Below are 25,511 nucleotides of genomic sequence, written 5' to 3'. Positions count from 1 at the left end.
AGGCTTAGCGGCTTTTGCGGCGGCGCATCTCGCGCGCCAGCAGCAGGCCCGCGGCCACGGCCGCCAGGGCCAGCGCGCCGGTCGAGGCGTCGATTTCGGGCACCGAGGAACTGGTACCGCCACCGCCGCCATAGCTCCAGCCGCCCCACCACCAGTAGTAATAGTCATAGGTCTGCGCGGCAGCGGATGTGGCTGTCAGAACCAGTGCCGAGAGTGCTGTGCCCGCGGCGGTAATCGTCTTGTTGAACATTGGTGTAGTCCCCCTACGCTTTCCCCAGGAAGATGCCTTTTTGCCTTGATCTTTACAAGATTTTGCCACAATTGCGCGCCGCTGCGGAAACGATAACTGGCTCTCATGGCGCATTGAACGCTGTCCATGATCAATCGCGACGGCAAAACCGGGCAGGTCCGGGCGGTCGCGAGCGCGGCGATTGCAACCAGAGATCGAATCGCCGCGAGCCCAGACTATTCCGCCGCCTTCAGCGATTGCTCGGCTGCGATCAGGGGCGGTTCAGCCTGCATCGGGTCCCAGATGATCTCGGTCGCCTTCAACCGCTTGGCCGAGCGGCGCAGGATCATATCGCGCGCGATGCGGCTGGAGCGTCCGGCGGTGACCCGCGCCAGGCCGCGCCAGATCATTACCAGATAGGTCGAGGCCCAGACCCGGAGCGCCAGCAGCGACGGCGTGACCACCAGGGTCAGCACGGTCGCGATCCCCAGGCCGAACACCACCGCCGTGGCCAGCTGTTTCCACCACAGCGCGGTGGGGCTGTCGATGGAATAGCCGCCGTTGATGAAGTCGAGGCTGAGCCCGAACATCATCGGGGTCAGGCCCGCCATGGTGGTGATCGTGGTCAGCAGCACCGGGCGGATCCGCGCCTCGGCGGTGCGCACGATGGCCTCGATCCGGGGCATGTAGCGGCTGTATTCCTGATAGGTGTCGATCAGCACGATATTGTTGTTCACAACGATCCCGGCCAGCGCGACGATGCCGGTGCCGGTCATGATCACCGAGAAGGGCTGGCCCATCACCATCATGCCGATCACCACGCCCGTGGTGCTGAGGATCACCGCCAACAGCACCAGCACCGAATTGTAGAAGCTGTTGAACTGCGCCAGCAGGATGATGAACATCAGTCCCAGCGCGGCGACAAAGGCCTTGAGCAGGAATTCCTGGCTTTCCTTCTCGTCTTCCTGATCGCCGGTCCATTCCCATTCAACCGCCGGGCCGAACGGGTCGGTCTCCAGCCACTGGGTCAGGGTGGCGATGCGCTCGTTGGCATTGATCGGGGCAAAGCGCACGCTACCGGCCGCGACAGCGTTGCGCGCGGCGGCTGCACTGTCGAACCCGTCGAGGCTCTCGATATGGAATTGCGCGCCATCGGCGGGGCGGGTCACCACCTCGCCGGTCGGCGCCACCCCGTCGGGCAGGGTGCGCAGCACCGCCAGTACCGCTTGCGTATCGTCGTCCGGGGTCAGCTTGAACAGACCCGGCTCCACATCCGCCTTGACGTCGAAATAGCGTTTCTGATCGACCCGGTTGATCTTGGCCAGTTTCTCGACCGGCTTGCGGGTGATGAAGTTCGACAGCGGCACCAGCCCCTCGGGCGTGCGCACCTTAAGCGTGTCGAGCGTGCTCAGCACCCGGTCCTGTTCCGGCAGGCGGACGCGGATCTCGATCTCGTCATCGGCATCGGCGGGGCGGTATTCGCCCAGCAACACGCCGCGCGTGACCAGCTGCACCATGGCGCCCACGGTGGCCACATCGGCGCCGAAGCGGCCCGCCTTGGCCACATCGACGTCGATCTGCCAGTCGATGCCGGGCAGGGGCAGGTTGTCCTCGATCTTGATCAGGCCCGCGGTCTCTTCGAATGCGGCGCGCGCCTGGGCGGTGGTGGCCAGCAGCGTGTTCCAATCGTCGCCCTTGATGCGCAGATGCACCGGCTTGGCCGAGGCCGGGCCACGGCCCAAAGCCTCGATCTCGGCCACCATGCCGGGCAGTTTGGCCAGTTCGTTGCTCAGCTGTTCCAGCACGAAATCGCCGTCATATTCGGCGGCGACCACCTCTTCCTCGAAGCCCAGCCAGGCGCTCATGCGGCTGCCCAGCCAGCCCGTCAGCGGGTGGGTTTCGGTGGGGCGGTCCTCCCACGGGATGATCTCGAACTGGATCTGGCCCACGGTATCGGCGGGCGCCTGGGCGCCGCCGTTGTTCTGGTCGAGCCCGCCCTCGCCGGCAAAGGAGAACACGTTGATCACCGCCGGGTGGGCGGCGATCACCTCTTCGGCCTGGCGCACCAGAACGTCCTTTTCCGCCAGCGACAGGTTGCCCCGCGCGCGGACATAGGTGGTGGCCTGTTCCGGTTCGCTTTCGACAAAGAACTCGATCCCCAGCGCGCGCTCGGGGAAGATGACAAACACCACCTGATAGACGGCAAAGGTCACCGCGAGGATCGAGACGATGGGCATCACCGGGTTGCCGGCGATGAACTTGATCACATGACCAAAGGGCGTGTGCCCGCCGGGGGCGGCGACCCGGCGCTGGGGCATCTCGATCCGGGCGGCGCCCAGCGTGACCGAGGCGGCAAAGGCCGACATGAGGAACAGCAGCGCGCCGACAAGCGTCCCGCCCGGCAGCAGATAGGCGGGGTTCAGCAGCTGCATCGCGCCCAGGAACATCCCGTAGAGCGCGGGCGGCACCAGGGCTGCGCGCACCCACCAGGGCGTGCGCGCGCGCAGCCAGTCGGACATGCGGTTGAACACGCGGCTGATGCGGCCCGACACGCCGCCCATCACCGGCAGATAGATCAGCGCCACCACCAGCGAGGCCGACAGCACGAAGATCAGCGTGACCGGAAGCATTCCCATGAACTCGCCCGGCACGCCGGGCCAGAACAGCATCGGCAGAAAGGCGCAGAGCGTTGTCGCCGTCGACGAGACCACCGGCCAGAACATCCGCTGTGCCGCCTCGACATAGGCATGCATCGGGCCGATGCCGTCCTTGATCCGCTTGTCGGCATATTCCACCACCACGATGGCGCCATCGACCAGCATCCCCACCGCCAGGATCAGGCCGAACATCACGATATTCGAGATCGACACGCCCATCGCCGCCAGAAAGGCAAAGCACAGCAGGAACGAGGTCGGGATGGCAAAGCCCACCAGCAGTGCCGCGCGGCTGCCCAGGCTGGCCAGCACCACGATCATCACTAGCGCGATGGCGGTCAGCACCGAGCCTTCGAGCTGGCTGACCATCGAGCCCACGACCCGGCTCTGGTCGTTCGAGGTGCCCATTTGCACCGCCGCCTGCAATTCAGGCGGCCAGGCGGCGCGCGACTTGGCCACGGTTGCCTTGACCTGTTCGACCGTGTCGATCAGGTTGAAGCCCTTGCGCTTGACCACCTGCAGCGCGACGGTGCTTTCGCCGTCAAAGCGCGCGGTGCCCTTGCGGTCTTCGAAAGTATAGTTGATCTGCGCCAACTCGCCCAGCCGCACCACCCGGTCGCCATTGACCTTGATCGGCAGGTCATAGACATCGCGCGCGGTCTTGAACGACGAGGGGATCTTGACCGCGAACGAGCCCTGTTCACTCTCGATCTCGCCCGCCGCGATCAGCTGGTTGTTGTTCTGCACCACATTGATCAGTTCCAGCGCCGTGACGTTATAGGCCTCGAGCCGCAGCGGGTCGATGATCACCTCGAGCATCTCGTCGCGACTGCCGGCGATCCCGGCCTCGAGCACCGCGTCGAGCGATTCCAGATCGTCCTGCAAATCCTTGGCGATGCGCGCCATGGTGCGTTCGGGCACGGCGCCGGTCAGGTTGACGATGACAATCGGGAACTCGGAAAAGTTGACCTCGGTCAGTGTATATTGCTCGGCCCCGTCGGGGAAACTGGCCTGGGCGGTGTTCATCGCGTCGCGCACATCGGCGGTGATCGCGGTCTTGTCCCAGCCGAATTCGAACTCCAGCGCCACGCCGGCATAGTTCTCGGCGGCGGTGGCCGACATCTTTTTCAGCCCGTCCAGATCGGCCAGCTCGGTCTCCATCGGCTTGACCAGCAGGCTTTCGCTGTCCTCGGCGGAAATGCCGGGAAAGCTGACCGACACGAACAACATCGGGATCTCGATATCCGGCTCACCCTCCTTGGGCAGGTTCACATAGGCAAAGCCGCCGATCAGCAGCGAGATGGCGATGAAGGCCAGAACCATCCGCGCGCGGGATGCGGCCCAGTCGACGATACCGGTCATTCAGAGACCTCCCGCCAGGTCGGCGTCACGGTGACGCCCTCGGTCACGAAATCCTGACCGACCACGATGACATCGGCCTGTTCGGCCAGGCCGGTGACCCAGATACCGGTCGGGGTGTCGCGCACCAGTTCGACCGGGACAAAGCCCACCTTGTTGCCTTCGCGCACGACGCGCACGCCCAGCTCGCCCTCGTTGTTCAGGGTCAGCGCCGATTGCGGCAGCCGGTGCGCCTTGGCCCCGTCGGACGAGATCGCGATGGTCGCGGTCTGGCCGTCGCGGATCAGCAGTTCGGGGTTGGCCACGGTGATCTCGACCTCGAAGGTGCGGGTGGTCTCGTCCGCCGAACGGCTGAGGAACGTGACCCGGCCCTGCACCTGCAGGCCGGTGGCCAGTTCGGCCCCGGCCAGCGCGCCCACCTGGACCCGGTTCACCTCGGTCTCGGGGATGAAGCCGACCACCTTGATCGGATCAAGTTGGATGATGGTGGCACAGAGCGCGCCGGGCTGCAGCAGGCTGCCCAGTTCGGCGGTATCGCTTTCCAGCAGGCCCTGGAACGGCGCCATGATGGTCAGCCGGCCGATCTCGCGCTGGGCCGCGTCCACGGCGGCGGCGGCGGCCTCGATGCTGGCGCGGCTGGTTTCCAGCCCCGCCTCGGCGGCCTTGATCCCGGCTTCGGCCGAGCGCACCGTCGCCTCGGTCGCGACCCGGCGGGTCTCCGAGGCATAGCCGGTCTGCGCCAGTTTCTGCGCCGCGTTGTCGTTGATGCGCGCCTCTTTCAGCCGCGCCTTGGCCTCGTCCAGCCGGGCCTCGGCCTCGGGCATCGAGCTTTCGGCCTGTGCCTTGCGGGCGCGCGCTTCGGCCAGGCTGGCCGGGCGGGTGCCGGGATCGAGCTCGCACAGAAGATCGCCCGCCTTCACAAAGCTGCCCTTGCGCTTGGGTTCGGAAATCACCGTCGAGGTGGTTTCGGCCCGGACCTCGACCTGGCGCATGGCGCGGGTCTGGCCGCGCAGCACCACGGCGCTGTCGATCTCGCTCGCCTGCGAGCGCAGCACGACCACCCCGATGGTGGCGGTTTCGGCAATGGCGGCCCCGACGGGATCGGCGGCGGGCGGCGTCTCTGGCGCAGCCTGGGTCGTGCTCTCGGCCTTGGCAAAGGCCATCAGCGCATCGCGTTCGAACACCAGCATGTAAAGTGTGACGGTCACGAGGATCGCTGTGAGGAAGGGAACCAGTCGCATGATGTGCCTTTCTTCAATCCCGCCCAGGGGAAATACGCGTCCCGGGCCGTTGCGCAGAGACATGGGGTTTCCGCGACGTCTTGTCCATACTGAACTGGTCAGTTCAGTTCATTTTTTGCCCCCTCGCTGCAAATGCGCAAGAAAAATGCAGGTTCGCCGCCTCTTGGCTTGCCCGGTGGCCCGGGGTATGAGAGGCCGGAACCGGAAAAGGTCAGGACAACAGGGCAGGGGCCAGGAATGAGCGACACCGACAGTTTCATTGACGAGGTCACCGAAGAGGTCCGCCGCGACCGTATGTTCCTGCTGCTCAAGCGCTGGGGCTGGATCGGCGGGCTGGCGGTGGTGGCCATCGTCGGCGGCGCGGCCTGGAACGAGTATTCCAAGGCGCAGGCCACCGCCAAGGCTCAGGGGCTGGGCGACGCGGTGATCGCGGCGCTGTCCGCCAACGATGCCGCCGCCCGGGCCGAGGCGCTGGGGGCGATCACGCCCGACAGCACCGGTGGCGCGGCGGTGCTGGCGCTGCTGACGGCGGCCGCGGACTCGGGCAAGGGCGACACTGCCGCGGCGGTTGCCCGGCTTGAAACACTGGCCGCGCAGGGCGACCTGCCGCCGGTCTATCGTCAGATCGCCGCCTTCAAGGCGCTGCTGCTGCAGGCCGACACGCTGCCGGTCAGCGACCGCCGCCAGCAGTTCGAGGCGCTGGCCCAGCCCGGCGCGCCGCTGCGCCTGCTGGCGCTGGAACAGCTGGCGCTGATCGACATCGCCGAAGGCGACACCGAGGCGGCGCTGGCCCGGCTGCAATCCATCCGCGAGGACGCCGAGGTCAGCACGGACTTGCAACAGCGCGCAACTCAGTTGATGGTGGCGCTGGGGGCCGACCCCGCGCCGCTGCCGTCCCGCCAGGGCTGAGACCCGGGATAGCAAAAGCGCCGCGCGGCGGCAAAGAGACAACGACAGACAGGCGAGTTCGACCATGGTGACCAGCTCTTTCTCCCGGATCGGGGCATCCCTGATGGGCAGCGCGCTGCTGCTGCTCTCGGCCTGTGCCGAACCCGAGGTGATCCTGCCCGGCGCGCGCGAGGATATCCGCCCCGGTGCCACCGACGCGGTGGTCAATCAGGGCCGTGCGATCCGCTTGCCGGCGCAACAGGCCAACAGCGCCTGGGCACAGGCCCCGGGGACCGAGGCGTTCCGCACCGCCCATCCGGCGCTGCGCAGCACGCCGCAACTGGTCTGGTCGACCCCGATCGGCTCGGGCGACGAGAAACGCCAGCGCATCACCGCCGATCCGGTGGTAGCGGGCGGTCTGATCTATACGCTCGACAGTGCGGCGCGCGTTTCGGGCGTGACCCCGGGCGGCGGGCTGGCCTGGCAGACCGATCTGGTGCCGCCGGGCGAGGATGAAGGACAGGCCACCGGCGGTGGCATGGCCTATGCCGACGGCATCCTTTATGTTTCGTCGGGCTATGGCCTGTTGACCGCGCTCGAGGCCAAGACCGGCACGGTGCGCTGGCAGCAGAAGCTGAACGCCACCGGCTCGGGCACGCCCACCATTCGCGACGGGCTGCTCTATCTGGTGGCCGGCGACGATACCGGCTGGGCCATCAACATCAAGGACGGCCGTATCGCCTGGCAGGTTCAGGCGACGCCCAGCGTCGGCAACGTTCTGGGTGCACCGGCACCGGCGATGACCCCGGACCTGGTGATCTTCGCCTTTGGCTCGGGCGACCTGATCGGCAGCTTCCGCCAGGGCGGGGTGCGCCGCTGGGGCGCCTCGGTCTCGGGGCAGCGCAAGGGCCGCGCGGCGGCGCGGATCGGCGATGTCACCGGCAGCCCGGTGATTCAGGGCAAGACCGTCTATGCAGGCAACCATTCGGGGCGCACCGTGGCGTTTCGCGCCGACAATGGCGAACGGCTGTGGACCGCCACCGAAGGCGCGCTGGGGCCGGTCTGGCCGGCGGGTGACAGCATCTTCCTGGTCAGCGACCGCAGCCAGATCCTGCGGCTCGATGCCAGCGACGGCAGCGTGATCTGGGCGCAGGACCTGCCCGGGTTCATCAAGGACAAGCCCAAGAAACGCGGCGCCAGCTATGCCCATTACGGGCCGGTGGTGGCGGGCGGCCGGGTGATCGTCGCCTCGAACGACGGCTATCTGCGGCTCTATAACCCCGAGGATGGCGCGATGATCAGCCGGGTCGAGGTGCCGGGCGGGGCCACCACCGGGCCGGTGGTGGCGGGCAACACGCTTTATGTCGTTGGGGCCAAGGGCCAACTGCACGCTTTCCGTTGACGCGCGGACGCGCTATAGGGCGCGTCTGAGTCTAGAAAAGTAGAGTGCCATGTCTCTGACCCTCGCCATCGTGGGGCGGCCCAATGTGGGCAAATCCACCCTGTTCAACCGTCTGGTCGGCAAGCGGCTGGCGCTGGTCGATGACCAGCCGGGCGTAACCCGCGACCTGCGCGAAGGGCAGGCGCGGCTGGGCGACCTGCGCTTTACGGTGATCGACACGGCCGGCCTTGAAACCGCCACCGACGACAGTCTGCAAGGCCGGATGCGGCGGCTGACCGAACGGGCGGTGGACATGGCCGATATCTGCCTGTTCATGATCGACGCCCGCGCGGGCGTGACTCCCAATGACGAGATTTTCGCCGATATCCTGCGCCGCCGCTCGGCGCATGTGATCCTGGCCGCCAACAAGGCCGAGGGCGCCGCCGCCGATGCCGGGGTGATCGAGGCCTATGGGCTGGGCCTTGGCGAGCCGATCCGGCTCAGCGCCGAACATGGCGAGGGGCTGAACGAGCTTTACGCCGTGCTGATGCCGCTGGCCGACGAGATGGAGCAGCAGGCCGAAGAGCAGGCGCCGGAAACCGATGTCGACCTCGACCCCGAGGATGAGGACGGGGAGGAGGTTGCGGCACCCCACGCGATCACCCGCGAAAAACCGCTGCAGGTCGCGGTGGTGGGCCGCCCCAATGCGGGCAAGTCGACCCTGATCAACCGTATCCTGGGCGAGGACCGCCTGCTGACCGGTCCCGAGGCCGGGATCACCCGCGACGCCATCTCGCTCCAGATCGACTGGAACGACACGCCGATGCGGATCTTCGATACCGCTGGCATGCGCAAAAAGGCCAAGGTGCAGGAAAAGCTGGAAAAGCTGTCGGTTTCGGATGGGCTGCGCGCGGTCAAGTTTGCCGAGGTCGTGGTGGTGCTGCTGGACGCGGCCATCCCCTTTGAACAGCAGGATCTGCGCATCGCAGACCTGGCCGAGCGTGAAGGCCGCGCCGTGGTGATCGCGGTCAACAAATGGGATGTCGAAGAGAACAAGCAGGACAAGCTGCGCGAGCTGAAAGAGAGCTTCGAGCGGCTGCTGCCGCAGCTGCGCGGCGCGCCGCTGGTCACCGTCTCGGCCAAGACCGGGCGCGGGCTGGAGCGGCTGCATGATGCCATCCTGCGCGCGCATGAGGTCTGGAACCGCCGCATCCCCACCGCCGCGTTGAACCGCTGGCTGATCGGCATGCTGGAACAGCACCCGCCGCCCGCACCGCAGGGCAAGCGGATCAAGCTGCGCTACATGACCCAGGCCAAGACCCGGCCGCCGGGATTCGTGGTGATGTGCAGCCATCCCGACAAGATGCCCGAAAGCTATTCGCGCTATCTGGTCAACGGGCTGCGCGCCGATTTCGACATGCCCGGCACGCCGATCCGGCTGACCCTGCGCGGGCAGGGCGACAAGAACCCCTACAAGGGCCGGCGCAAGAAGAACGCCGGGGCCCTGGCCAAACACCTCAAATCGCGCGGCTAGGCCGCGCGCAGCGGGCCATCCGGTGCGTAATCGCGCCGGATTGCGATGCGAATTGTCGCAGCGGGTGACAAACACCCGCTTGCGGCGCTATCACTATGCACGCAAAGGTTTCTTTGTCGCGGCGCGCTTGTCTTTGGGCCGCCGCGCACCCAAGTCTTTTATCGCAAGTGAACCCGGCCATCCGAGGGAGCGGTGCGGAGATGGATCTGAGAACATATACCCGGCAATACGCGGTGCAGGACAACCGCCTTGCCAGTCTGAGTTACTTCGGAACATTCGCGGTCTATTTCACCGCGCTCTATCTGGCGATCACCTATGTCGGGCACTGGTATGTGCTGATCCCGGCCGGGGTGGTTTTTGCCTTTGCGGCGGTGCGGCTTTACGTGCTGCAACATGATTGCGGCCACCACTCGCTGTTCGAGACGCGCAATCAGAACGAGATCGCGGGCCATGTCCTGTCACCCTTCACTTTCGCACCCTTCGAGGTGATGAAGCAGAACCACAACCTGCATCATGCGGGCGTGGGCAATCTCGAACATCGCGAGACCGGTGAGATCCACACCATGACCCTGCGCGAATGGCAGGCGGCGGGCTGGCGCCAGCGGCTGGTCTACCGGCTTTATCGCAACCCGTTCATCCTGATTCCGCTGGGGGCGGCGTTCACCTATTTCATCCGCTACCGCTGGCCCAAGAATGCGACCCGGTTCGGTGCGCGCGGCGTGGTTCTGCACAACCTTTCCATCGTCGCTTTCCTGACTCTGCTCTGGGCGCTGGCGGGCATGACCGGTTTCTGGGTCTGGCTGGGCTTTTCCTTCCTGGGCGGGATGCTTGGGGTGTTCCTCGTCTATCTCCAACATAATTTCGAGGACACCTATTGGGACCGCCGCCCGGACCTCGACCCGCAACTGGCGGCGTTGCAGGGATCGTCGGCGCTGGATTTCGGCTGGTGGTTCGACACCGCCGTGGCCTGCATCACTTTGCACGACATCCACCATTTCAATGCGCGTATCCCGTCCTACCGGCTGCGCGGCTGCCATTACAATCTGCCGCCCGAATATGCCCCGCGCCGGATCCGCTTTGCAGAGGCGGTCGCGGCGCTCAACCTCAAGCTCTGGGATGAAGAGGCGCGCTGTCTGGTGCCCTTTCCCAAACGCGCAGGCAGGGTGGCGGTGGTGACGGGCTAGTTCCGGTACAGGTCAAGGAAAAGGGGGTGCGGGCGCCGCGCCTTTTGTATATACAATGTATAGTTCTAGATGCGGGAGGCAAAGGAAGTTCTGATATGACCCCTGTCAAGGATATCGAGGGTGTCGGCCCTGCATTGGCAAAGATGCTGGCCGAAAACGGGTTCGACAGTGCCGAGGCGGTCGCCGCCGTCAGTGTCGAGCGGTTGATGGAACTGCCGCGCGTCGGCGCGCTCAGGGCCAAGGCCATTCATGCGGCGGCGCAGGCGCTGGTGGCGGCGGCAAAGCCCGCCGCACGTGGCGCCACCCCGGCACCCGCCCGCAAACCGGCGGGGCGCACCCCACGCACGCGACGCCCGGTCGCTGGACGCGCTGCCTCCGGCAAGAAACCCGCCTCTGCCGTGACCAAGGCGGCCACCGCACCCGCCGCGGTGCCCGCGCCCAAGGCGGCTCCCGCCAAACCGGCACCTAGCCGCGACGAGGCGAGCGAGGCCGAGATCCGCGCCGGCGAGGCGGCGGCGCTGGCCGAACTGGCCGAGGCCGACGCGAAGACCAAGAAAAAGGCCAAGGCAGCGGCCAAGGCGGCCAAGGCCAAGCAGAAAAAGAAGGATTTCGAAGAGAAAATCCGCAAGGCCGAAGAGAAGGTCAAGAAGAAGTCCGGCAAGAAGAAGGACAAGAAGAAAGACAAGAAGAAGGCAAAGAAAAAGGCGAAGAAGTAAATTCTTCGCCTCTTCTCGGGTCGGTTCGGGTCCCTGGGATCAGTTCAGGGTGCCGTCCGTGTTCAGCGTCAGCTTGCCGCCCAGATAGGGGGCCAGCGCCTGGGGCAGGGTGACCGAGCCATCGGCGTTCTGCCCGTTCTCCAGCACCGCGATCAGGCACCGCCCCACCGCCAGGCCCGAGCCGTTCAGCGTGTGCACGAATTGCGGCTTGCCGCCGTCGGCGGGCTTGAAGCGCGCATTCATGCGGCGGGCCTGAAAATCACCACAGGTCGAGACCGAGCTGATCTCGCGATAGGTGTTCTGGCCGGGCAGCCAGGCCTCGATGTCATAGGTGCGCCGCGCGCCGAACCCCATGTCGCCGGTGCACAGAACGATGGTGCGATAGGGGATCCCCAGCGCCTCGAGAATGCCCTCGGCGCAGCGCAACATGCGTTTCTGCTCGGCGTCGGAATGATCGGGATGGGTGACCGAGACCATTTCGACCTTTTCGAACTGGTGCTGGCGCAGCATGCCGCGGGTGTCCTTGCCGGCCGAACCCGCCTCGGAGCGGAAGCACAGCGAATGGGCGGTATAGCGGCGCGGCAGATAATCCTCGGCAATGGTCGAGCCATTGACGATATTGGTCAGCGACACTTCGGAGGTGGGGATCAGCCACCAGCCTTCGCGGGTCTGATAGCTGTCCTCGCCGAATTTCGGCAGCTGGCCGGTGCCATACATCATCTCGGACAGCACCAGCACCGGGCCGTTCACCTCGGTCAGCCCGTTCTGTTCGCTGTGGGTGTCGAGCATGAATTGCGCCAGCGCCCGGTGGATGCGGGCCACCGCGCCCGAGAGCAGCACGAAACGCGCGCCCGACAGTTTGGCGGCGGTTTCGAAATCCATGCCGTCCTGCACCGAGGCCAGGTCGAAATGCTCCTTGGGCGCAAAATCCATCTCGCGCGGGGTGCCCCAGCGGTGCAGTTCCACATTGTCGGCCTCATCCGCCCCTTGCGGGACGTCTTCGGCGGGCAGGTTCGGCAGCCCTGCCAGCAGCTCGCTCAGCTGGGTGTCCAGCTCCTTGGCCTCGGCCTGCATCGCGGCGATCTCGGCCTTTTTCTCGGCCACTAGCGCGCGCAGGCGCTCGAACTCGGCCTCGTCGCCGCGTGCCTTGGCGGCGCCGACCTCCTTGCTGGCCTTGTTCTGGTCGGCCTGGGCGGTCTCGGCGGCGAGAATCTTGCCCCGGCGCGCCTCGTCCAGCGCCAGGATGTCCGACGACACCGGCGCGCTCCCGCGGCGCGAAAGCGCGGCGTCAAAGGCGGCGGGGTTCTCGCGGATGGCGCGGATGTCGTGCATGGGTCTGGTCCTTGGACTGGGTGATTCACTGGCCCGGTTATGCACCATCCGTGCGCCGGGGTGTAGCGTCGCCGCCCGATTGCCGCCACAGAAAGGGGCCGGGTGTTGCACCCGGCCCCCGATTGCCGCTGTGGCGCGGGCTTAGCTGAAGGTGACGCTGGGCGCGGTGACCTTGTGGCGCGGCGGCTGCATGTGGATCACGCCGGTCAGGAAATCGGCGTAATCGCAGGTCAGTTCGGTGCCTGCCGGAATATCGGTCAGCGCCACCCCCCAGATCCCGTCTGCGAAATCCAGATTGGGATACATCGAATGGTTCATGAACCGCCCTTCGTCGCTTTCCAGGATCAGGTAGCCGGGACGGTTGATATCGGGATAGCTATAGCGCTCCAGAAACTCCTTCACATGCGGTTCGACACTGTCGAGCTTGCTTTCGGGAAAGGTGATGTCGAGCATCTTGTCATGGCGCCAGACCTTGTCGCCCCGGGCGATGTCGTCATGGCAGAATACCCCCAGCCCTTCGATTTCGGAGGGGGCGAGATAGCAGCGCACCATCATCATGCGCCTGTTCCTTCTGTCAAGGATGGCCGGGCCGCCTTCCGGACCGGAGAGAGGGGGCAGGCCCCCGCGCCTGGCGGCTTGCGCGAAAAAATCAAAGCGCCGATTCGCGGCGTTTTGCAACGGATTTTGCGCGGTGACCCGGGCGCTTAGCTCTCTTTGCGCTGATGCGCCAGCACGCCGTCCCAGCCGGCGGGCGCGATCTTGGGCTCGGGCGGGTCGGCGACATACGAGGGTGTCATGATCTGCACCCCGTTTTCGGTGAACACATCGAGGATGTTGCGGTGCAGATCCGAGGTGATCTTGGGGATGATCGCACCCCGCGTGGTATAGGCGTTGATCTGGTAGTTGACCGCGTAATCGGCCAGCCCCGCCCACAGGACAAAGGGCGCTGGCCTGGCCTTGAGCCCCTTGGTGCGCCCGGCCGCCTCGATCAGCATCGCCTCGACCTTGTCGGCGGGTTCCTCGTATCCGATGCCGACCGTGGTGTAGACAAGAAGGCCGTTGCCGTCGATATGCTTGGAATAGTTGATCACGTCCGAGTTCAGCAGCTGTGCATTGGGGATCGAGATCATCTCGTTCTTGATCGACTTCAGATGGGTCTCCATCAGCTTGATCTGCACCACATCGCCCACATGCTCGCCCACGCGGATGCGGTCGCCGATCGAGGTCGAGCGGCGATAGATCACGAAGAGGCCCGAGATGATGTTGTTCATCACCGAGTTCGAGCCCAGCGACAGCATCGCGCCCACCAGGATGGTCAGCCCCTGAAACGCGGCCGAATCCGACCCCGGAATATAGGGAAACGAGAACACCAGCGCGATCATCACGACCAGCACCCGCAGGATGTTGAAAGTGGGGCCGATCCAGTGCCGCTCGAAATCGCCCAGATCGAAACTGCCCGCCTCAACCGCGTCAAAGAACACTTTGAGGCCACGGATTACGTAGCGGGTGATCAGGGCGATGATCACCAGCGTGATCAGATTGGGCAGATAGCTGACAAAGCCGAACACGATGTTCAGGACCGGTGTTGTCACATAGGTCAGCAGCAGATGCGCCACATATCGCGTCTCGGCAAACGAGAGCAGCACCAGCGAGAGGTAGTAGTAGATGCCCAGGAAGAACAGGGCCAGAAGTACGAAGCTGAACCCGAAGCGGATCAGCGCGGCGATGGCATCGGCCTGAACCTGGGCGTTGGTGGCGGTTTCGAGCCTGGCAAAATAGCGCCGCACCAGGCGCGTGCACCAGCGGTTGAGCCGTCGGCGCAACCAGATCCCGAGGATGGTGAACAGGGCAAAGCCGGCGGTCCAGGCCAGCACCTGGACCGCGCTTTCCCTGCGGGCGCTGTCGGTGCGGGCGGCACGATAGTTCAGGATCGCAGCACGGATCGCGCTGCTTTGCACAGCGACCAGGGTCTCGATCTGCATCCGCTCCATTGACGCGTCCGCCGGGGTGACGGTAACGATCTCGACCCCGTCGGCCAGGATCACGATGCCGAAATCACTGTCTTTGGTGGTGATGGCGACGCTGGTGGCCGTTGAACCATCGGCCAGCGTCTCGATCCGCTCGACCACCTCGGCCGCGCGCCGCTCGGCGGGCAGGCCGCTGGCGCCGCGCAGGACAAACAGCCGCTCGCCGTCAACGATGACCGGGGCCAGCAGGCTGGGCTGGGTGGCTGTGTCGCCGGGCGTGGTCTGCTGCGCCAGGGCCGGCGGGGCCGCCAGCATCAGCGCGGTCAGCAGCAGGACAATCAGCGACCGGAGCATATGTCACCTTTTTCTGTCTCGGGTCCTTTGACTATAGCTGCGCGCTTGTACAAGCATAGCCCCCTTATCGTGCCCGGGGCGGCTTGCAATGCCACGGTTCTGCGCATAGGTTCCCGGAAATTTCGCGGGGCTGTTCCCCGTCACTCAGCACAAAGGAATGTCCCATGGATGGTGGCGCAATTGCCCAGTTTCTCCCGCTTATTCTGATCTTCGCGATCATGTATCTCCTGTTGATCCGGCCGCAGCAGAAGAAGGTCAAGGAACATCAGGCCATGGTCAGCGCGCTGCGTCGCGGCGATCAGGTGATCACCCAGGGCGGGCTGATCGGCAAGGTCGCCAAGGTCAAGGAAGACGGCGAGATCGAGGTCGAGATCGCCGAGGGCGTCAAGGTGCGCGTGGTCAAGTCGACCATCGCGCAGGTGCTGAACAAGACCGAACCGGCGAACTGAGCCGAACGAGGCGAAAAAAGGCAGGGTCATGCTGCAAATAGATACCTGGAAACGGGTCCTGATCTGGCTTGTCTGTATCGGCGGGCTGGTTTTGGCCCTGCCGAACGCGTTCTATACCCGCGTTGAACAGAGCAACGATGCCCGCGCCGCGATCGAGCTGCGCGGCGAAACGCCCGAGCTGACGGCTACGGCCGCGCAATGGCCCGATTTCATGCCGTCTTCGCTGGTCAATCTTGGCCTCGACCTGCGCGGGGGTGCGCATCTGTTGGCCGAGGTGAAGGTCTCGGATGTCTATGCCGCCCGGATGGACGCCATGTGGCCGGAAATCCGCAACAGCCTGCGCGATGCGCGCGACACCGTCGGCACCATCCGCAAGCAGCCTTCGAAACCGGACGAGATCCGGGTCAAGATCAGCCAGCCCGAGGGCATGAGCCGCGCGCTGGAACTGGTGCGCGGGCTGGCCCGCCCGATCCAGACCCTGACCGGGGCCGGATCGAACGATATCGAGGTGCGCGGCGAGGGCGACGAGGTCATCGTGACCCTCAGCGAGGCCGAGCGCCTTGCCACCGATGACCGCACCGTGCGCCAGGCGCTGGAAATCGTGCGCCGCCGCATCGACGAGGTCGGTACCCGCGAACCCACCATCCAGCGTCAGGGCGCCGACCGCATCCTGATTCAGGTGCCCGGCATCGGCAGCGCCTCGGAACTGAAAGAGATCATCGGCACCACCGCCCAGCTCACCTTCAACCCGGTGATCTCGCGCGGAACCGATGCCAATGCCCGTGTCGGCGTGGGCGAGAAACTGGCCCCCTCGCTGGATCAAGAGGGCGTGTTCTACACCATCGAAGCCGCCCCCGTGGTCACCGGCGAGGAACTGGTCGACGCCCAGCCCGCCTTTGACCAGAACGGCCGCCCGGCGGTCAACTTCCGCTTCAACACCTCGGGCGCGCGCAAATTCGGCGATTACACCCGCGACAATGTCGGCGCGCCCTTTGCCATCACGCTGGATGGCGAGGTGATCAGTGCCCCGGTGATCCAGAGCCACATTCCGGGCGGTTCGGGCATCATCACCGGCAATTTCACCGTCGAGGAAAGCACCAATCTGGCCGTTCTCCTGCGCGCCGGTGCCCTGCCTGCGGGGCTGGAGTTCCTCGAGGAACGGACCATCGGCCCGGAACTGGGCCAGGACAGCATCGACGCGGGCAAGGTCGCGACCGTGGTTGCATTCGTGGCGGTGCTGGGCTTCATGTGGGCCAGCTATGGGTTGTTCGGCATCTTCGCCAATATCGCACTGATCGTGAACGTGGGCCTGCTGTTTGGCCTGTTGTCGGTGATCGGCGCCACGCTGACCCTGCCGGGTATCGCCGGTATCGTGCTGACGGTCGGCATGGCGGTGGACGCCAATGTGCTGATCTTCGAGCGCATCCGCGAAGAGCTGAAGACTGCCAAGGGCCCGGCACGGGCCATCGAACTGGGCTATGAAAAGGCGCTGAGCGCCATTCTGGACGCCAACATCACCACCTTCATCACGGCGGTGATCCTGTTCGCCATGGGCTCGGGCCCTGTCCGGGGCTTTGCCATCACGCTGGGGCTGGGCATTCTCACCTCGGTTTTCACCGCGATCTTTGTCACCCGCCTGCTGGTGGTGACCTGGTTCGAACGCCGCCGTCCCAAGACGATCGAGGTTTGACATGCGCCTGAAACTCATTGCCGACGATACCTCGTTCGATTTCTTCAGCCGCTGGCGGATCTGGCTGGGCATCTCGGCCCTGCTGGTTCTGGTCGGTTTTGCCTCGTTCCTGATCCAGGGCCTGAATTTCGGCATCGACTTTCGCGGCGGCACCACGGTGCGCACCGAAAGCACCGAAGCCGTCGATGTGGGCCTCTATCGCGGCGCGCTCGACCCGCTGGGCCTGGGCGATATCACGATCACCGAGGTGTTCGACCCGACTTTCGGCCCTGACGAGAACGTGGCCATGATCCGCATTCAGGCCCAGGACGAGGCCGAGGCGGTCAAGTCCGAGACCATCGCCAAGGTGCAGGAGGCCCTGCGCAGCGTTGCCCCGGACATCAAGTTCGTCTCGGTCGAATCCGTCGGCCCCAAGGTTTCGGGAGAGTTGATCCAGACCGCGATCCTGGCGGTCACCCTCGCGATCCTGGCGGTGCTGGTCTATATCTGGCTGCGCTTCGAATGGCAGTTCGCCCTGGGCGCGGTGGCCGCGCTGGTGCATGACGTGGTGCTGACCATCGGCATCTTCTCCGAGCTTCAGATCCGATTTGATCTGGCCATCATCGCCGCGCTGCTGACCATTGTCGGCTATTCGCTGAACGATACCGTGGTGGTGTTCGACCGGGTCCGCGAGAACCTGCGCAAGTACAAGCAGAAGGACCTGAAAGAGGTCCTGAACCTGTCGATCAACGAGACGATGAGCCGGACCCTGATGACCTCGATCACCACGCTGCTGGCGCTGGTCTCGCTCTACGTGCTGGGCGGCGACGTGATCCGCGGCTTTGTCTTTGCGATGATCTGGGGCATCATCGTGGGGACCTATTCGTCGATCTTCGTGGCCTCGACCATCCTGCTGTGGCTGGGCGTCAAGCGCGACTGGTCCAAGCCCACCAATACCTCGGGCAACCAGTTCGCCGATATCGACGCCTGAGATCTGGTACCACGCCCGATCCCGGCTTGGCGCTAGAGGCGCGGCCGGGGTCGGGGCAGGTTACCGCTGATGGATCCTCTCTTCGCTCTTTCCACGCCCGAGATCGCGCTGCTGATCACCGCCGCCTTTCTGGCGGGCTGCACCCGCGGCTTTGCAGGTTTCGGCACCGCGCTGATCTACATGCCGCTGGCGGGGGTCGTGCTGGGACCGGTGGCGGCGATCACCACGCTGGTGCTGATGGATATCGTCGGGCCGCTGCCGATGCTGCCGCGCGCCGCGCGCCACGTCGACCGGGGCGATTTGGCGCGGCTTCTGCTCGGGGCGATGCTGGCGCTGCCTTTGGGGCTGTTCACACTGTTCCTGCTCGATCCCGGCGTGTTCCGCCTGTTGGTCTCGGGCGTGTCGCTGAGCATGCTGGCCGGTCTGGTGCTGGGATGGCGCTATCATGGCGCGCTGCGCCCCGGCGCGGTCACCGCCACCGGGGCCGCCTCGGGCTTTCTGGGCGGGGTAGCCGGTTTGCCGGGTCCGCCGGTGATCTTCGTCTACATGGCCAGCGCGAAACCGGCGGCGGCGATCCGGGCCAATATCACCTTCTTCCTGTTCGGCTATGACTGGATGGTGCTGGCGATGATGGGGCTGGCCGGGCGGCTCGATCCGGCCTGGATCGTCACCGGTCTGGCGCTGATCGTGCCGAATATGCTTGGCACCGTGCTGGGCACGGCGCTATTTGTGCCCGGATACGAGCGCGCCTATCGCCTCGCCGCCTATGGGCTGATCCTGTTCGCGGCGCTGGCGGGGCTGCCGTTCTGGACCCTGGGAGAGTGACATGCGCCTGACCGAAGTGACCTATTCCGACGCCCGGCCGGTCGATGGCTATGGGCCGGGCTTCTTCCGCGTCGGCGGCGTGGTCCATCACGGCGCGCTGCTGACCGGACCGGCCGGCCCCGGCCCCTGGGCCGGCTATCAGGACGCCTCGCCGCTGCTGGCGCTGGCGGGCCAGGTCGACGTTCTGTTCATCGGCACCGGCGCCGAGGTTGCCCATATCCCGCAGCCCCTGCGCCACAGCCTCGAACAGGCCGGATTCGGGGTCGAGGCGATGACCTCGCCCGCGGCCTGCCGCACCTATAACGTTCTCCTGGGCGAGGGGCGCCGCATCGCGCTTGCCGCCCTCCCGGTCTGAGCCTGCTCTTCATTTCGCTGCAAATGTTCCGGTGGGCGCGAGGGGCAGCGCCCCCCGCGCGCGCCCGCAAGGCGCACCGCGCGCCCGATGCGGCAAATCCCGCCTTTTGCCCCCCGCGCCAATGGGATAAGCGAAGGATATGACACTTACCGTCACCGATCTTGCCATTGCCCGCGGCGGCATTCCCGTGCTCGAAGGGTTGAGTTTCACGCTCACCCCCGGCCGCGCGCTGATCCTGCGCGGTCCGAACGGGGCGGGCAAGACCACGCTGCTGCGCACGCTGGCCGGGCTGCAACCGCCGCTGGCGGGCCGGATCGAGGGCGCTGAGGACAAGATCGCCTATGCCGGCCATTCCGACGGGCTGAAACCCACGCTCAGCGTCACCGAGAACCTGCTGTTCTGGGCCGCCGTCTTTGGCGGGCGGGATATCACCCCGGCGCTTGAGGGTTTTGCGCTCGGCGATCTGGCCGACCGTCACGCGGGCAACCTGTCGGCGGGGCAGAAGCGGCGGCTGGGCCTGGCGCGGCTGCTAGTGACCGGGCGCCCAATCTGGATGCTGGACGAGCCCACCGTCTCGCTCGACCGCGATGCGGTTGCGATGTTCGCCGATACGGTGCGCGCGCATCTGGGGCAGGGCGGTTCGGCCCTGATCGCCACCCATATCGACCTGGGGCTGGACGCCGAGGTGCTGGATGTCGGCCCCTATCGCGCCCGCCCGGCGCCGCTTGACGACCCGGATGGAGATTTCCTGTGATCGCCCTGTTGAAACGCGACCTGGTGCTGGCCTTTCGGGCCGGGGGCGGCTTTGGCCTGGGGCTGGCCTTTTTCCTGATCGTCACGGTGCTGGTGCCGTTTTCGGTGGGGCCGCAATCGGCGCTCTTGTCCTCGATCGCGCCGGGGGTGCTGTGGCTGGGCGCGCTTCTGGCCTGCCTCTTGTCGCTCGACCGCCTGTTGGCGCTTGATTGGGAGGACGGCACGCTCGACCTGCTGGCCACCGCGCCGCTGCCGCTGGAAGCGGTGGTGACGATGAAGGCGCTGGCCCATTGGCTGACCACCGGCCTGCCGCTGGTGCTGGCCGCGCCGGTGCTGGGGGTACTTCTGAACCTGCCCACCGCCGGCTTTGTCTGGCTGGTGGTCTCGCTCTTGCTGGGCACACCGGCGCTGAGCGTGGTGGGCACATTCGGCGCCGCGCTGACCGTGGGGCTGAAACGCGGCGGGCTGCTGCTGTCGCTCCTGGTGCTGCCGCTCTACGTGCCCACGCTGATCTTTGGCGCCGAGGTGGCGCGGCGCGGCGCGGCGGGGATGGAGGTGGCCACCCCTCTTCTGATGCTGGCGGGGATCACCGCCGCCGTGATCGCTTTGTTACCCTTTGCCAGCGCCGCTGTGCTCCGCGTCAATCTGCGTTGACGCAAGTCAATTGAGAACCGCCCCGCTTCGCACTAGATAGGACCCATGACGATATCGACGAGACTCAACGCGCTCTGGGAATATGCCAACCCGCGCAAGTTCCTGGCCCTGACCGAGCGGGTGCTGCCCGCGCTGTGGGTGCTGACCGCGATCACCCTTGTGGGTGGTCTGGTCTGGGGCTTTTTCTTCACGCCTGACGATTACAAGCAGGGCTCGACCGTCAAGATCATCTATATCCACGTGCCCGCGGCCTTTCTGGCCACCAGCGTCTGGTTCATGATGCTGGTCACCTCGCTGGTCTGGCTGATCCGGCGCCACCATGTCAGCGCGCTGGCCGCGCGTGCGGCGGCACCCGTGGGCACGGTGATGACGCTGATCGCGCTGATCACCGGGGCGATCTGGGGCCAGCCGATGTGGGGCACCTGGTGGGAATGGGATCCGCGCCTGACCTCGTTCCTGGTGCTGTTCCTGTTCTACCTCGGCTACATGGCCTTGTGGGAGGCGATCGAGGATGGCGATACCGCCGCCGATCTGACCTCGGTCCTGTGCCTGGTGGGATCGGTCTTTGCCGTGCTCAGCCGCTATGCGGTCTATTTCTGGAACCAGGGCCTGCATCAGGGCGCTTCGGTGCTGCGCGCGGGCGCGGTCAGTGGCACCGATACCGAGGAGAAGGTGAGCAATGTCTATGCCTATCCGCTGCTTCTGTGCCTGCTGGGCTTTGGTCTGTTGTTCGTCACGCTGGTCTTTTACCGCACCGGAACCGAGATCCGGGCGCGCCGGATCAAGGCGCTGATCGCACGGGAAAGGGCAAACGGATGATCCCCGATCTGGGCAAATATGCCGCCACGGTGCTGAGCGCCTATGGCGCCTCGCTGGTGCTGCTGATCGGTCTGGTGGTGCTCAGCCTGCGGCGCGGCCGCAAGCTGCGCGCCGAGATGGAAAAGATCGAACAAAGGATTTCGCGCAATGGCTAGGATTTCGCCGCTGATGGTGGCGCCGCCGCTGATTTTCGGCGCCTTCGTTCTGCTGGCGGCTGTCGGCATGTTCCGCGACGACCCCGATGCGCTGCCGTCGGCGCGCGAGGGGCAAGCGGCGCCGCCGCTGGTGCTGACCGCCTTTCCCGGCGCGCCGGGCTTTGACGATGCCACCCTGCGCGACGGCAAGGTGAAACTGGTCAACTACTGGGCCAGCTGGTGCGCGCCCTGCCGGGCCGAGCATCCGAGCCTTGAAAAGCTCGCGGGCGAGGGTATCCCGGTCTACGGCATCAACTACAAGGACAAGGTGGAAAACGCGCAGGCCTTCCTGGACGAGCTGGGCAACCCCTATGCCGCGCTGGGACGTGACGAACAAGGACGCACCGCGCTTGACTGGGGCCTCTACGGCGTGCCCGAGACCTATGTGATCGCGGGCGATGGCACTATCATGCTGCGCTTTGCCGGTCCGATCACCGCGCGGGTGATCGACAGCACCATCCGACCGGCGCTGGAAAAGGCCGCGGCGAAATAGGGAGCGCCGCCCCCGCCGCCCGGTCCCCCGGAGTATTTGCGACAGAGTGAAGGGGCGCGGGCGGCGCCTCAGGCAAGCTGGTAGGTCTTGAAGTCCTGCTCGACTTCCAGATATTCGTTGATCTCCAGGAAATCGCCCCGATCCGCCCGCCAGGTCAGATAGGCCTCGAGCGCGTCGGGGGTTTCCCAGATATGCATGACCACCTGTTCGTTGCGCTCGGGCGCCAGCATCAGATAGGCGCCAAGACAACCCGGAAAGTCCCGGGTTTCGGAGACCAGCTTTCCAACCAGCTCCGCAAATGCGTTGAATTTCCCGCGCTGAGGAGTGGATTTGACAATGACAACTTCACGCATGGACGCCTCCTGATCCCGGTCAGATTCCGTCAATTCGTTTAACAGCGCCTAAACTTGTCTGCGGAATACGAAATTTCTCCGGATTGGCCGGGCCACAAGCGGCGCCCGAACGCCCCTTCATTTCGCCGCAAATACTCCGGAGTGCGGGGCAGCGCCTCGCAAACGGAAAAGGGCGCCGCAAGGCGCCCTTTCTTCGGTCCGTTCGCTCAGGCTCAGCTGGCTTTGGCCAGGTTGCGCAGCACGTAATGCAGCACGCCGCCGTTCTCGATATATTCGATCTCGGGCGCGGTATCGATCCGGCACTTCAGCGTGATGGTCTTTTCGGACCCGTCGCCATAGGTGATGGTGCAGGGCACCTCTTGCAGGGGCTGGATGGTGTCCAGCCCGCTGATCGCCACGGTTTCATCACCCTTCAGGCCCAGCGACTTGCGATTGTCGCCGCCGGTGAATTCGAACGGGATGACGCCCATGCCCACCAGGTTCGAGCGGTGGATACGCTCGAAGCTTTCGGCGATGACCGCCTTGACGCCCAGCAGCGCGGTGCCCTTGGCCGCCCAGTCGCGCGAGGAGCCGGCGCCATATTGTTCGCCGCCGAACACCACCAGCGGGGTGCCCTGCTCCTGATAGGCCATCGAGGCCTCGTAGATCGAGGTCTGCTGCCCATCGGGCCCTTTGGTATAGCCGCCTTCGACGCCGTCCAGCATCTCGTTCTTGATGCGGATGTTGGCGAAGGTGCCGCGCATCATGATCTCGTGGTTGCCACGGCGCGAGCCATAGGAGTTGAACTCGCGCGGGGCCACCTGACGCTCGGTCAGATATTTGCCGGCAGGCGTGGTGGTGGCAAAGGAGCCCGCGGGCGAGATGTGGTCGGTGGTGACCATGTCGCCCAGGATCGCCAGCACCTTGGCGCCCGAGATGTTCGAGATGGTGCCCGGCTCGGTGCCCATGCCCTGGAAATAGGGCGGGTTCTGGATATAGGTCGAGGTCGCGGGCCAGTCATAGGTTTCCGCATCGGTGGTTTCCACCGCCTGCCATTTCTCGTCACCCTTGAACACATCGGCATATTTCGACTGGAACGCCTCGCGGGTCACAGTCCTGTCGACCAGTTCCGCGATTTCCGCTTGCGTGGGCCAGATGTCCTTCATGTAGACATCGTTGCCATCCTTGTCGGTGCCGATCGGCTCGGAGGTCAGGTCGATGTCCAGCGTGCCGGCCAGCGCATAGACCACCACCAGCGGCGGCGAGGCCAGGTAGTTGGCGCGCACATCCGGGCTGATCCGCCCTTCGAAGTTGCGGTTGCCCGACAGGACCGAGGTGGCGACCAGATCGCCCTCGGCAATCGCCTCGGACAGTTCCTTCTGGATCGGACCCGAGTTGCCGATACAGGTGGTGCAGCCATAGCCCACCAGGTTGAAGCCGATCTTGTCCAGATCCTCTTGCAGGCCTGCGGCCTCCAGATAGGCGCTGACGACCTGCGAACCCGGCGCCAGCGAGGTCTTGACCCAGGGCTTGCGGTTCAGGCCGAGAGCGGCGGCCTTGCGCGCCACCAGACCGGCGCCGATCATCACATAGGGGTTCGAGGTGTTGGTGCACGACGTGATCGAGGCGATCACGACCTTGCCCGATTCCATGGTATAGTCTTCGCCCTTGACCGCGACTTCCTTGCCCATCGGGCGCTTGAAGGTCTCAGCCATCTCGCGGGTGAATGCGGTCTTGGCATCGGTCAGCGCCACATAGTCCTGCGGACGCTTGGGGCCCGAGATAGCGGGCACGATGGTGCCCATGTCCAGGCTCAGCGTGTCGGTATAGACCGGGGCGTAATCGGCATCGCGCCAGAACCCGTTTTCCTTGGCATAGGCTTCGACCAGCGCGATCCGGTCCTCGTCGCGGCCGGTATTGCGCATGTACGCCAGAGTCTTGTCGTCAATCGGGAAGAAGCCGCAGGTGGCGCCGTATTCAGGCGCCATGTTGGCGATGGTTGCCCGGTCGGCCAGCGGCAGACGGTCAAGGCCGGTGCCGTAGAATTCGACGAACTTGCCCACCACGCCCTTGGCGCGCAGCATCTCGACCACTTTCAGAACCAGGTCGGTGCCGGTGGTACCCTCGACCATCTGGCCGGTCAGCTCGAAACCGATGACCTCGGGGATCAGCATCGAGATTGGCTGGCCCAGCATCGCGGCCTCGGCCTCGATCCCGCCAACGCCCCAGCCCAGAACGGCCATGCCGTTGACCATGGTGGTGTGGCTGTCGGTGCCCACCAGCGTATCGGGATAGGCGACTTCGACCCCGTCCTGATCGGTATCGGTCCAGACGGTCTGGGCCAGATATTCCAGGTTCACCTGGTGGCAGATGCCGGTGCCCGGCGGCACCACGCGGAAGTTGTTGAACGCGCCCTGGCCCCATTTCAGGAACTGGTAACGCTCCATGTTGCGCTCGTATTCGCGGTCCACGTTCATCTGGAAGGCGCGCGGATTGCCGAATTCGTCGATCATGACCGAGTGGTCGATGACCAGGTCAACCGGGTTGAGCGGGTTGATCTTCTGCGCGTCACCACCCAGCGCCTTGATGCCGTCGCGCATCGCGGCCAGGTCGACAACGGCGGGAACGCCGGTGAAATCCTGCATCAGCACGCGGGCCGGGCGATAGGCGATCTCGCGCGGGTTCTGGCCGCCCTTGGCGCCCCATTCGGCAAAGGCCTTGATGTCGTCGACCGACACGGAAAAGCCGCCATCCTCGAACCGCAGCATGTTCTCCAGCACCACCTTCAGCGCGGCGGGCAGTTTCGAGAAATCCCCCAGACCGGCCTCGGTGGCGGCGGGGATCGAGTAATAGGAAATGGATTTGCCATTGACGCTGAGCGTGCGGCGCGTCTTGGCGGTGTCCTGTCCAACCTTGATGGGCATCGTGGCCTCCCTCTCTTGGAGCGTGGAAATGGGATTCGCTGCGGGTTATCTGCATCACGCCCGCCTTGGGTTCAAGCACCAAGACGGGGGGTGCGTCAATTTTTGTATACCATTGCACACATGGGGGTGCAAGATGCGGTATGCAATGGTATACATATGTTTCCACAGGTTCAAGAAACCTTGATTGGCGCTGTGATCGGCGGGGCGGTAAAAC

General features: G+C 65.3%; 23 protein-coding genes. 15 read left to right on the top strand and 8 right to left on the bottom strand.

What is annotated here, in order from left to right; translation table 11 throughout:
- Positions 1-4: 4 nt before the first annotated feature.
- From SPO_RS11825 to SPO_RS11815, 3 genes are all read right to left on the bottom strand, one after another.
- Positions 5-250, bottom strand: a complete 246-nt coding sequence (locus SPO_RS11825; RefSeq protein WP_044028362.1) for a VPEID-CTERM sorting domain-containing protein — start codon at positions 248-250, stop codon at positions 5-7.
- Positions 251-465: 215 nt separating this feature from the next.
- The gene (locus SPO_RS11820; RefSeq protein WP_011048049.1) at positions 466-4,245 is read right to left on the bottom strand and encodes an efflux RND transporter permease subunit; all 3,780 of its coding nucleotides are present in this window, start codon (positions 4,243-4,245) and stop codon (positions 466-468) included.
- On the bottom strand, positions 4,242-5,483 hold the full coding sequence (locus SPO_RS11815) for an efflux RND transporter periplasmic adaptor subunit (RefSeq protein ID WP_044028360.1): 1,242 nt from the start codon (positions 5,481-5,483) through the stop codon (positions 4,242-4,244). Before SPO_RS11815 ends, SPO_RS11820 begins: the two co-directional genes overlap by 4 nt.
- A 237-nt stretch (positions 5,484-5,720) precedes the next feature.
- On the opposite strand from SPO_RS11815, the gene SPO_RS11810 reads away from it, so the two are divergent.
- From SPO_RS11810 to SPO_RS11790, 5 genes are all read left to right on the top strand, one after another.
- Positions 5,721-6,392, top strand: coding sequence for a tetratricopeptide repeat protein (locus tag SPO_RS11810; protein ID WP_044028358.1), 672 nt, complete (start codon positions 5,721-5,723; stop codon positions 6,390-6,392).
- A gap of 64 nt (positions 6,393-6,456) precedes the next feature.
- Positions 6,457-7,773 (top strand): PQQ-like beta-propeller repeat protein, encoded by a 1,317-nt coding sequence (locus tag SPO_RS11805; RefSeq protein WP_044028356.1) that lies wholly within the window; start codon positions 6,457-6,459, stop codon positions 7,771-7,773.
- A 49-nt stretch (positions 7,774-7,822) separates the two neighbouring features.
- Positions 7,823-9,286 carry a ribosome biogenesis GTPase Der gene (der, locus tag SPO_RS11800; protein ID WP_011048045.1) on the top strand — a complete coding sequence of 488 codons (1,464 nt, stop codon included), beginning with the start codon at positions 7,823-7,825 and terminating at the stop codon, positions 9,284-9,286.
- A gap of 200 nt (positions 9,287-9,486) precedes the next feature.
- Entirely contained in the window at positions 9,487-10,470 is a 984-nt protein-coding gene (locus SPO_RS11795; RefSeq protein ID WP_011048044.1) for a fatty acid desaturase, read from the top strand.
- A 95-nt stretch (positions 10,471-10,565) separates the two neighbouring features.
- Positions 10,566-11,186, top strand: coding sequence for a helix-hairpin-helix domain-containing protein (locus SPO_RS11790; protein ID WP_030003222.1), 621 nt, complete (start codon positions 10,566-10,568; stop codon positions 11,184-11,186).
- A gap of 39 nt (positions 11,187-11,225) precedes the next feature.
- Here the strand turns inward: SPO_RS11790 and serS are convergent, their stop codons facing one another.
- From serS to SPO_RS11775, 3 genes are all read right to left on the bottom strand, one after another.
- Positions 11,226-12,518: a serine--tRNA ligase gene (gene serS, locus SPO_RS11785; RefSeq protein WP_011048042.1), complete on the bottom strand. Its 1,293-nt coding sequence runs from the start codon at positions 12,516-12,518 to the stop codon at positions 11,226-11,228.
- Between the two features lie 141 nt (positions 12,519-12,659).
- Positions 12,660-13,076, bottom strand: a complete 417-nt coding sequence (locus tag SPO_RS11780; protein ID WP_011048041.1) for an SET domain-containing protein — start codon at positions 13,074-13,076, stop codon at positions 12,660-12,662.
- Positions 13,077-13,222: 146 nt separating this feature from the next.
- A complete protein-coding gene (locus SPO_RS11775) occupies positions 13,223-14,839 on the bottom strand; it encodes a mechanosensitive ion channel family protein (RefSeq protein ID WP_011048040.1) in 1,617 nt (538 codons plus the stop codon).
- A 164-nt stretch (positions 14,840-15,003) separates the two neighbouring features.
- On the opposite strand from SPO_RS11775, the gene yajC reads away from it, so the two are divergent.
- The 10 genes from yajC to SPO_RS11725 all read left to right on the top strand — a co-directional run bounded on the left by yajC (position 15,004) and on the right by SPO_RS11725 (position 22,041).
- Positions 15,004-15,288: a preprotein translocase subunit YajC gene (gene yajC, locus SPO_RS11770; RefSeq protein ID WP_044028353.1), complete on the top strand. Its 285-nt coding sequence runs from the start codon at positions 15,004-15,006 to the stop codon at positions 15,286-15,288.
- A gap of 28 nt (positions 15,289-15,316) precedes the next feature.
- Positions 15,317-16,978 carry a protein translocase subunit SecD gene (gene secD / locus SPO_RS11765; protein WP_011048038.1) on the top strand — a complete coding sequence of 554 codons (1,662 nt, stop codon included), beginning with the start codon at positions 15,317-15,319 and terminating at the stop codon, positions 16,976-16,978.
- Between the two features lies 1 nt (position 16,979).
- On the top strand, positions 16,980-17,948 hold the full coding sequence (secF, locus tag SPO_RS11760) for a protein translocase subunit SecF (protein WP_011048037.1): 969 nt from the start codon (positions 16,980-16,982) through the stop codon (positions 17,946-17,948).
- A gap of 69 nt (positions 17,949-18,017) precedes the next feature.
- Positions 18,018-18,773, top strand: a complete 756-nt coding sequence (locus SPO_RS11755; protein ID WP_011048036.1) for a sulfite exporter TauE/SafE family protein — start codon at positions 18,018-18,020, stop codon at positions 18,771-18,773.
- Between the two features lies 1 nt (position 18,774).
- Positions 18,775-19,128: an Mth938-like domain-containing protein gene (locus SPO_RS11750; protein WP_011048035.1), complete on the top strand. Its 354-nt coding sequence runs from the start codon at positions 18,775-18,777 to the stop codon at positions 19,126-19,128.
- A gap of 139 nt (positions 19,129-19,267) precedes the next feature.
- Positions 19,268-19,882 carry a heme ABC exporter ATP-binding protein CcmA gene (gene ccmA, locus SPO_RS11745; RefSeq protein ID WP_011048034.1) on the top strand — a complete coding sequence of 205 codons (615 nt, stop codon included), beginning with the start codon at positions 19,268-19,270 and terminating at the stop codon, positions 19,880-19,882.
- Complete coding sequence (gene ccmB / locus SPO_RS11740; protein WP_011048033.1) at positions 19,879-20,535, top strand: heme exporter protein CcmB; 657 nt, start codon at positions 19,879-19,881, stop codon at positions 20,533-20,535. Before ccmA ends, ccmB begins: the two co-directional genes overlap by 4 nt.
- 45 nt (positions 20,536-20,580) lie before the next feature.
- The gene (ccmC, locus tag SPO_RS11735; RefSeq protein ID WP_011048032.1) at positions 20,581-21,354 is read left to right on the top strand and encodes a heme ABC transporter permease CcmC; all 774 of its coding nucleotides are present in this window, start codon (positions 20,581-20,583) and stop codon (positions 21,352-21,354) included.
- Complete coding sequence (gene ccmD / locus SPO_RS11730; protein WP_193385765.1) at positions 21,351-21,509, top strand: heme exporter protein CcmD; 159 nt, start codon at positions 21,351-21,353, stop codon at positions 21,507-21,509. Before ccmC ends, ccmD begins: the two co-directional genes overlap by 4 nt.
- Entirely contained in the window at positions 21,502-22,041 is a 540-nt protein-coding gene (locus tag SPO_RS11725) for a DsbE family thiol:disulfide interchange protein (protein WP_011048031.1), read from the top strand. Before ccmD ends, SPO_RS11725 begins: the two co-directional genes overlap by 8 nt.
- A 68-nt stretch (positions 22,042-22,109) precedes the next feature.
- Here the strand turns inward: SPO_RS11725 and SPO_RS11720 are convergent, their stop codons facing one another.
- Entirely contained in the window at positions 22,110-22,394 is a 285-nt protein-coding gene (locus tag SPO_RS11720; protein ID WP_044028350.1) for an antibiotic biosynthesis monooxygenase family protein, read from the bottom strand.
- Between the two features lie 212 nt (positions 22,395-22,606).
- Positions 22,607-25,297, bottom strand: a complete 2,691-nt coding sequence (acnA, locus tag SPO_RS11715; RefSeq protein ID WP_011048029.1) for an aconitate hydratase AcnA — start codon at positions 25,295-25,297, stop codon at positions 22,607-22,609.
- Positions 25,298-25,511: the final 214 nt, after the last annotated feature.

The organism is Ruegeria pomeroyi DSS-3 (assembly GCF_000011965.2).
GTDB classification, from domain to species: domain Bacteria; phylum Pseudomonadota; class Alphaproteobacteria; order Rhodobacterales; family Rhodobacteraceae; genus Ruegeria_B; species Ruegeria_B pomeroyi.
Note: the sequence above shows the minus strand (reverse complement) of the source record. Positions and strands in the feature narration are given on the sequence as shown.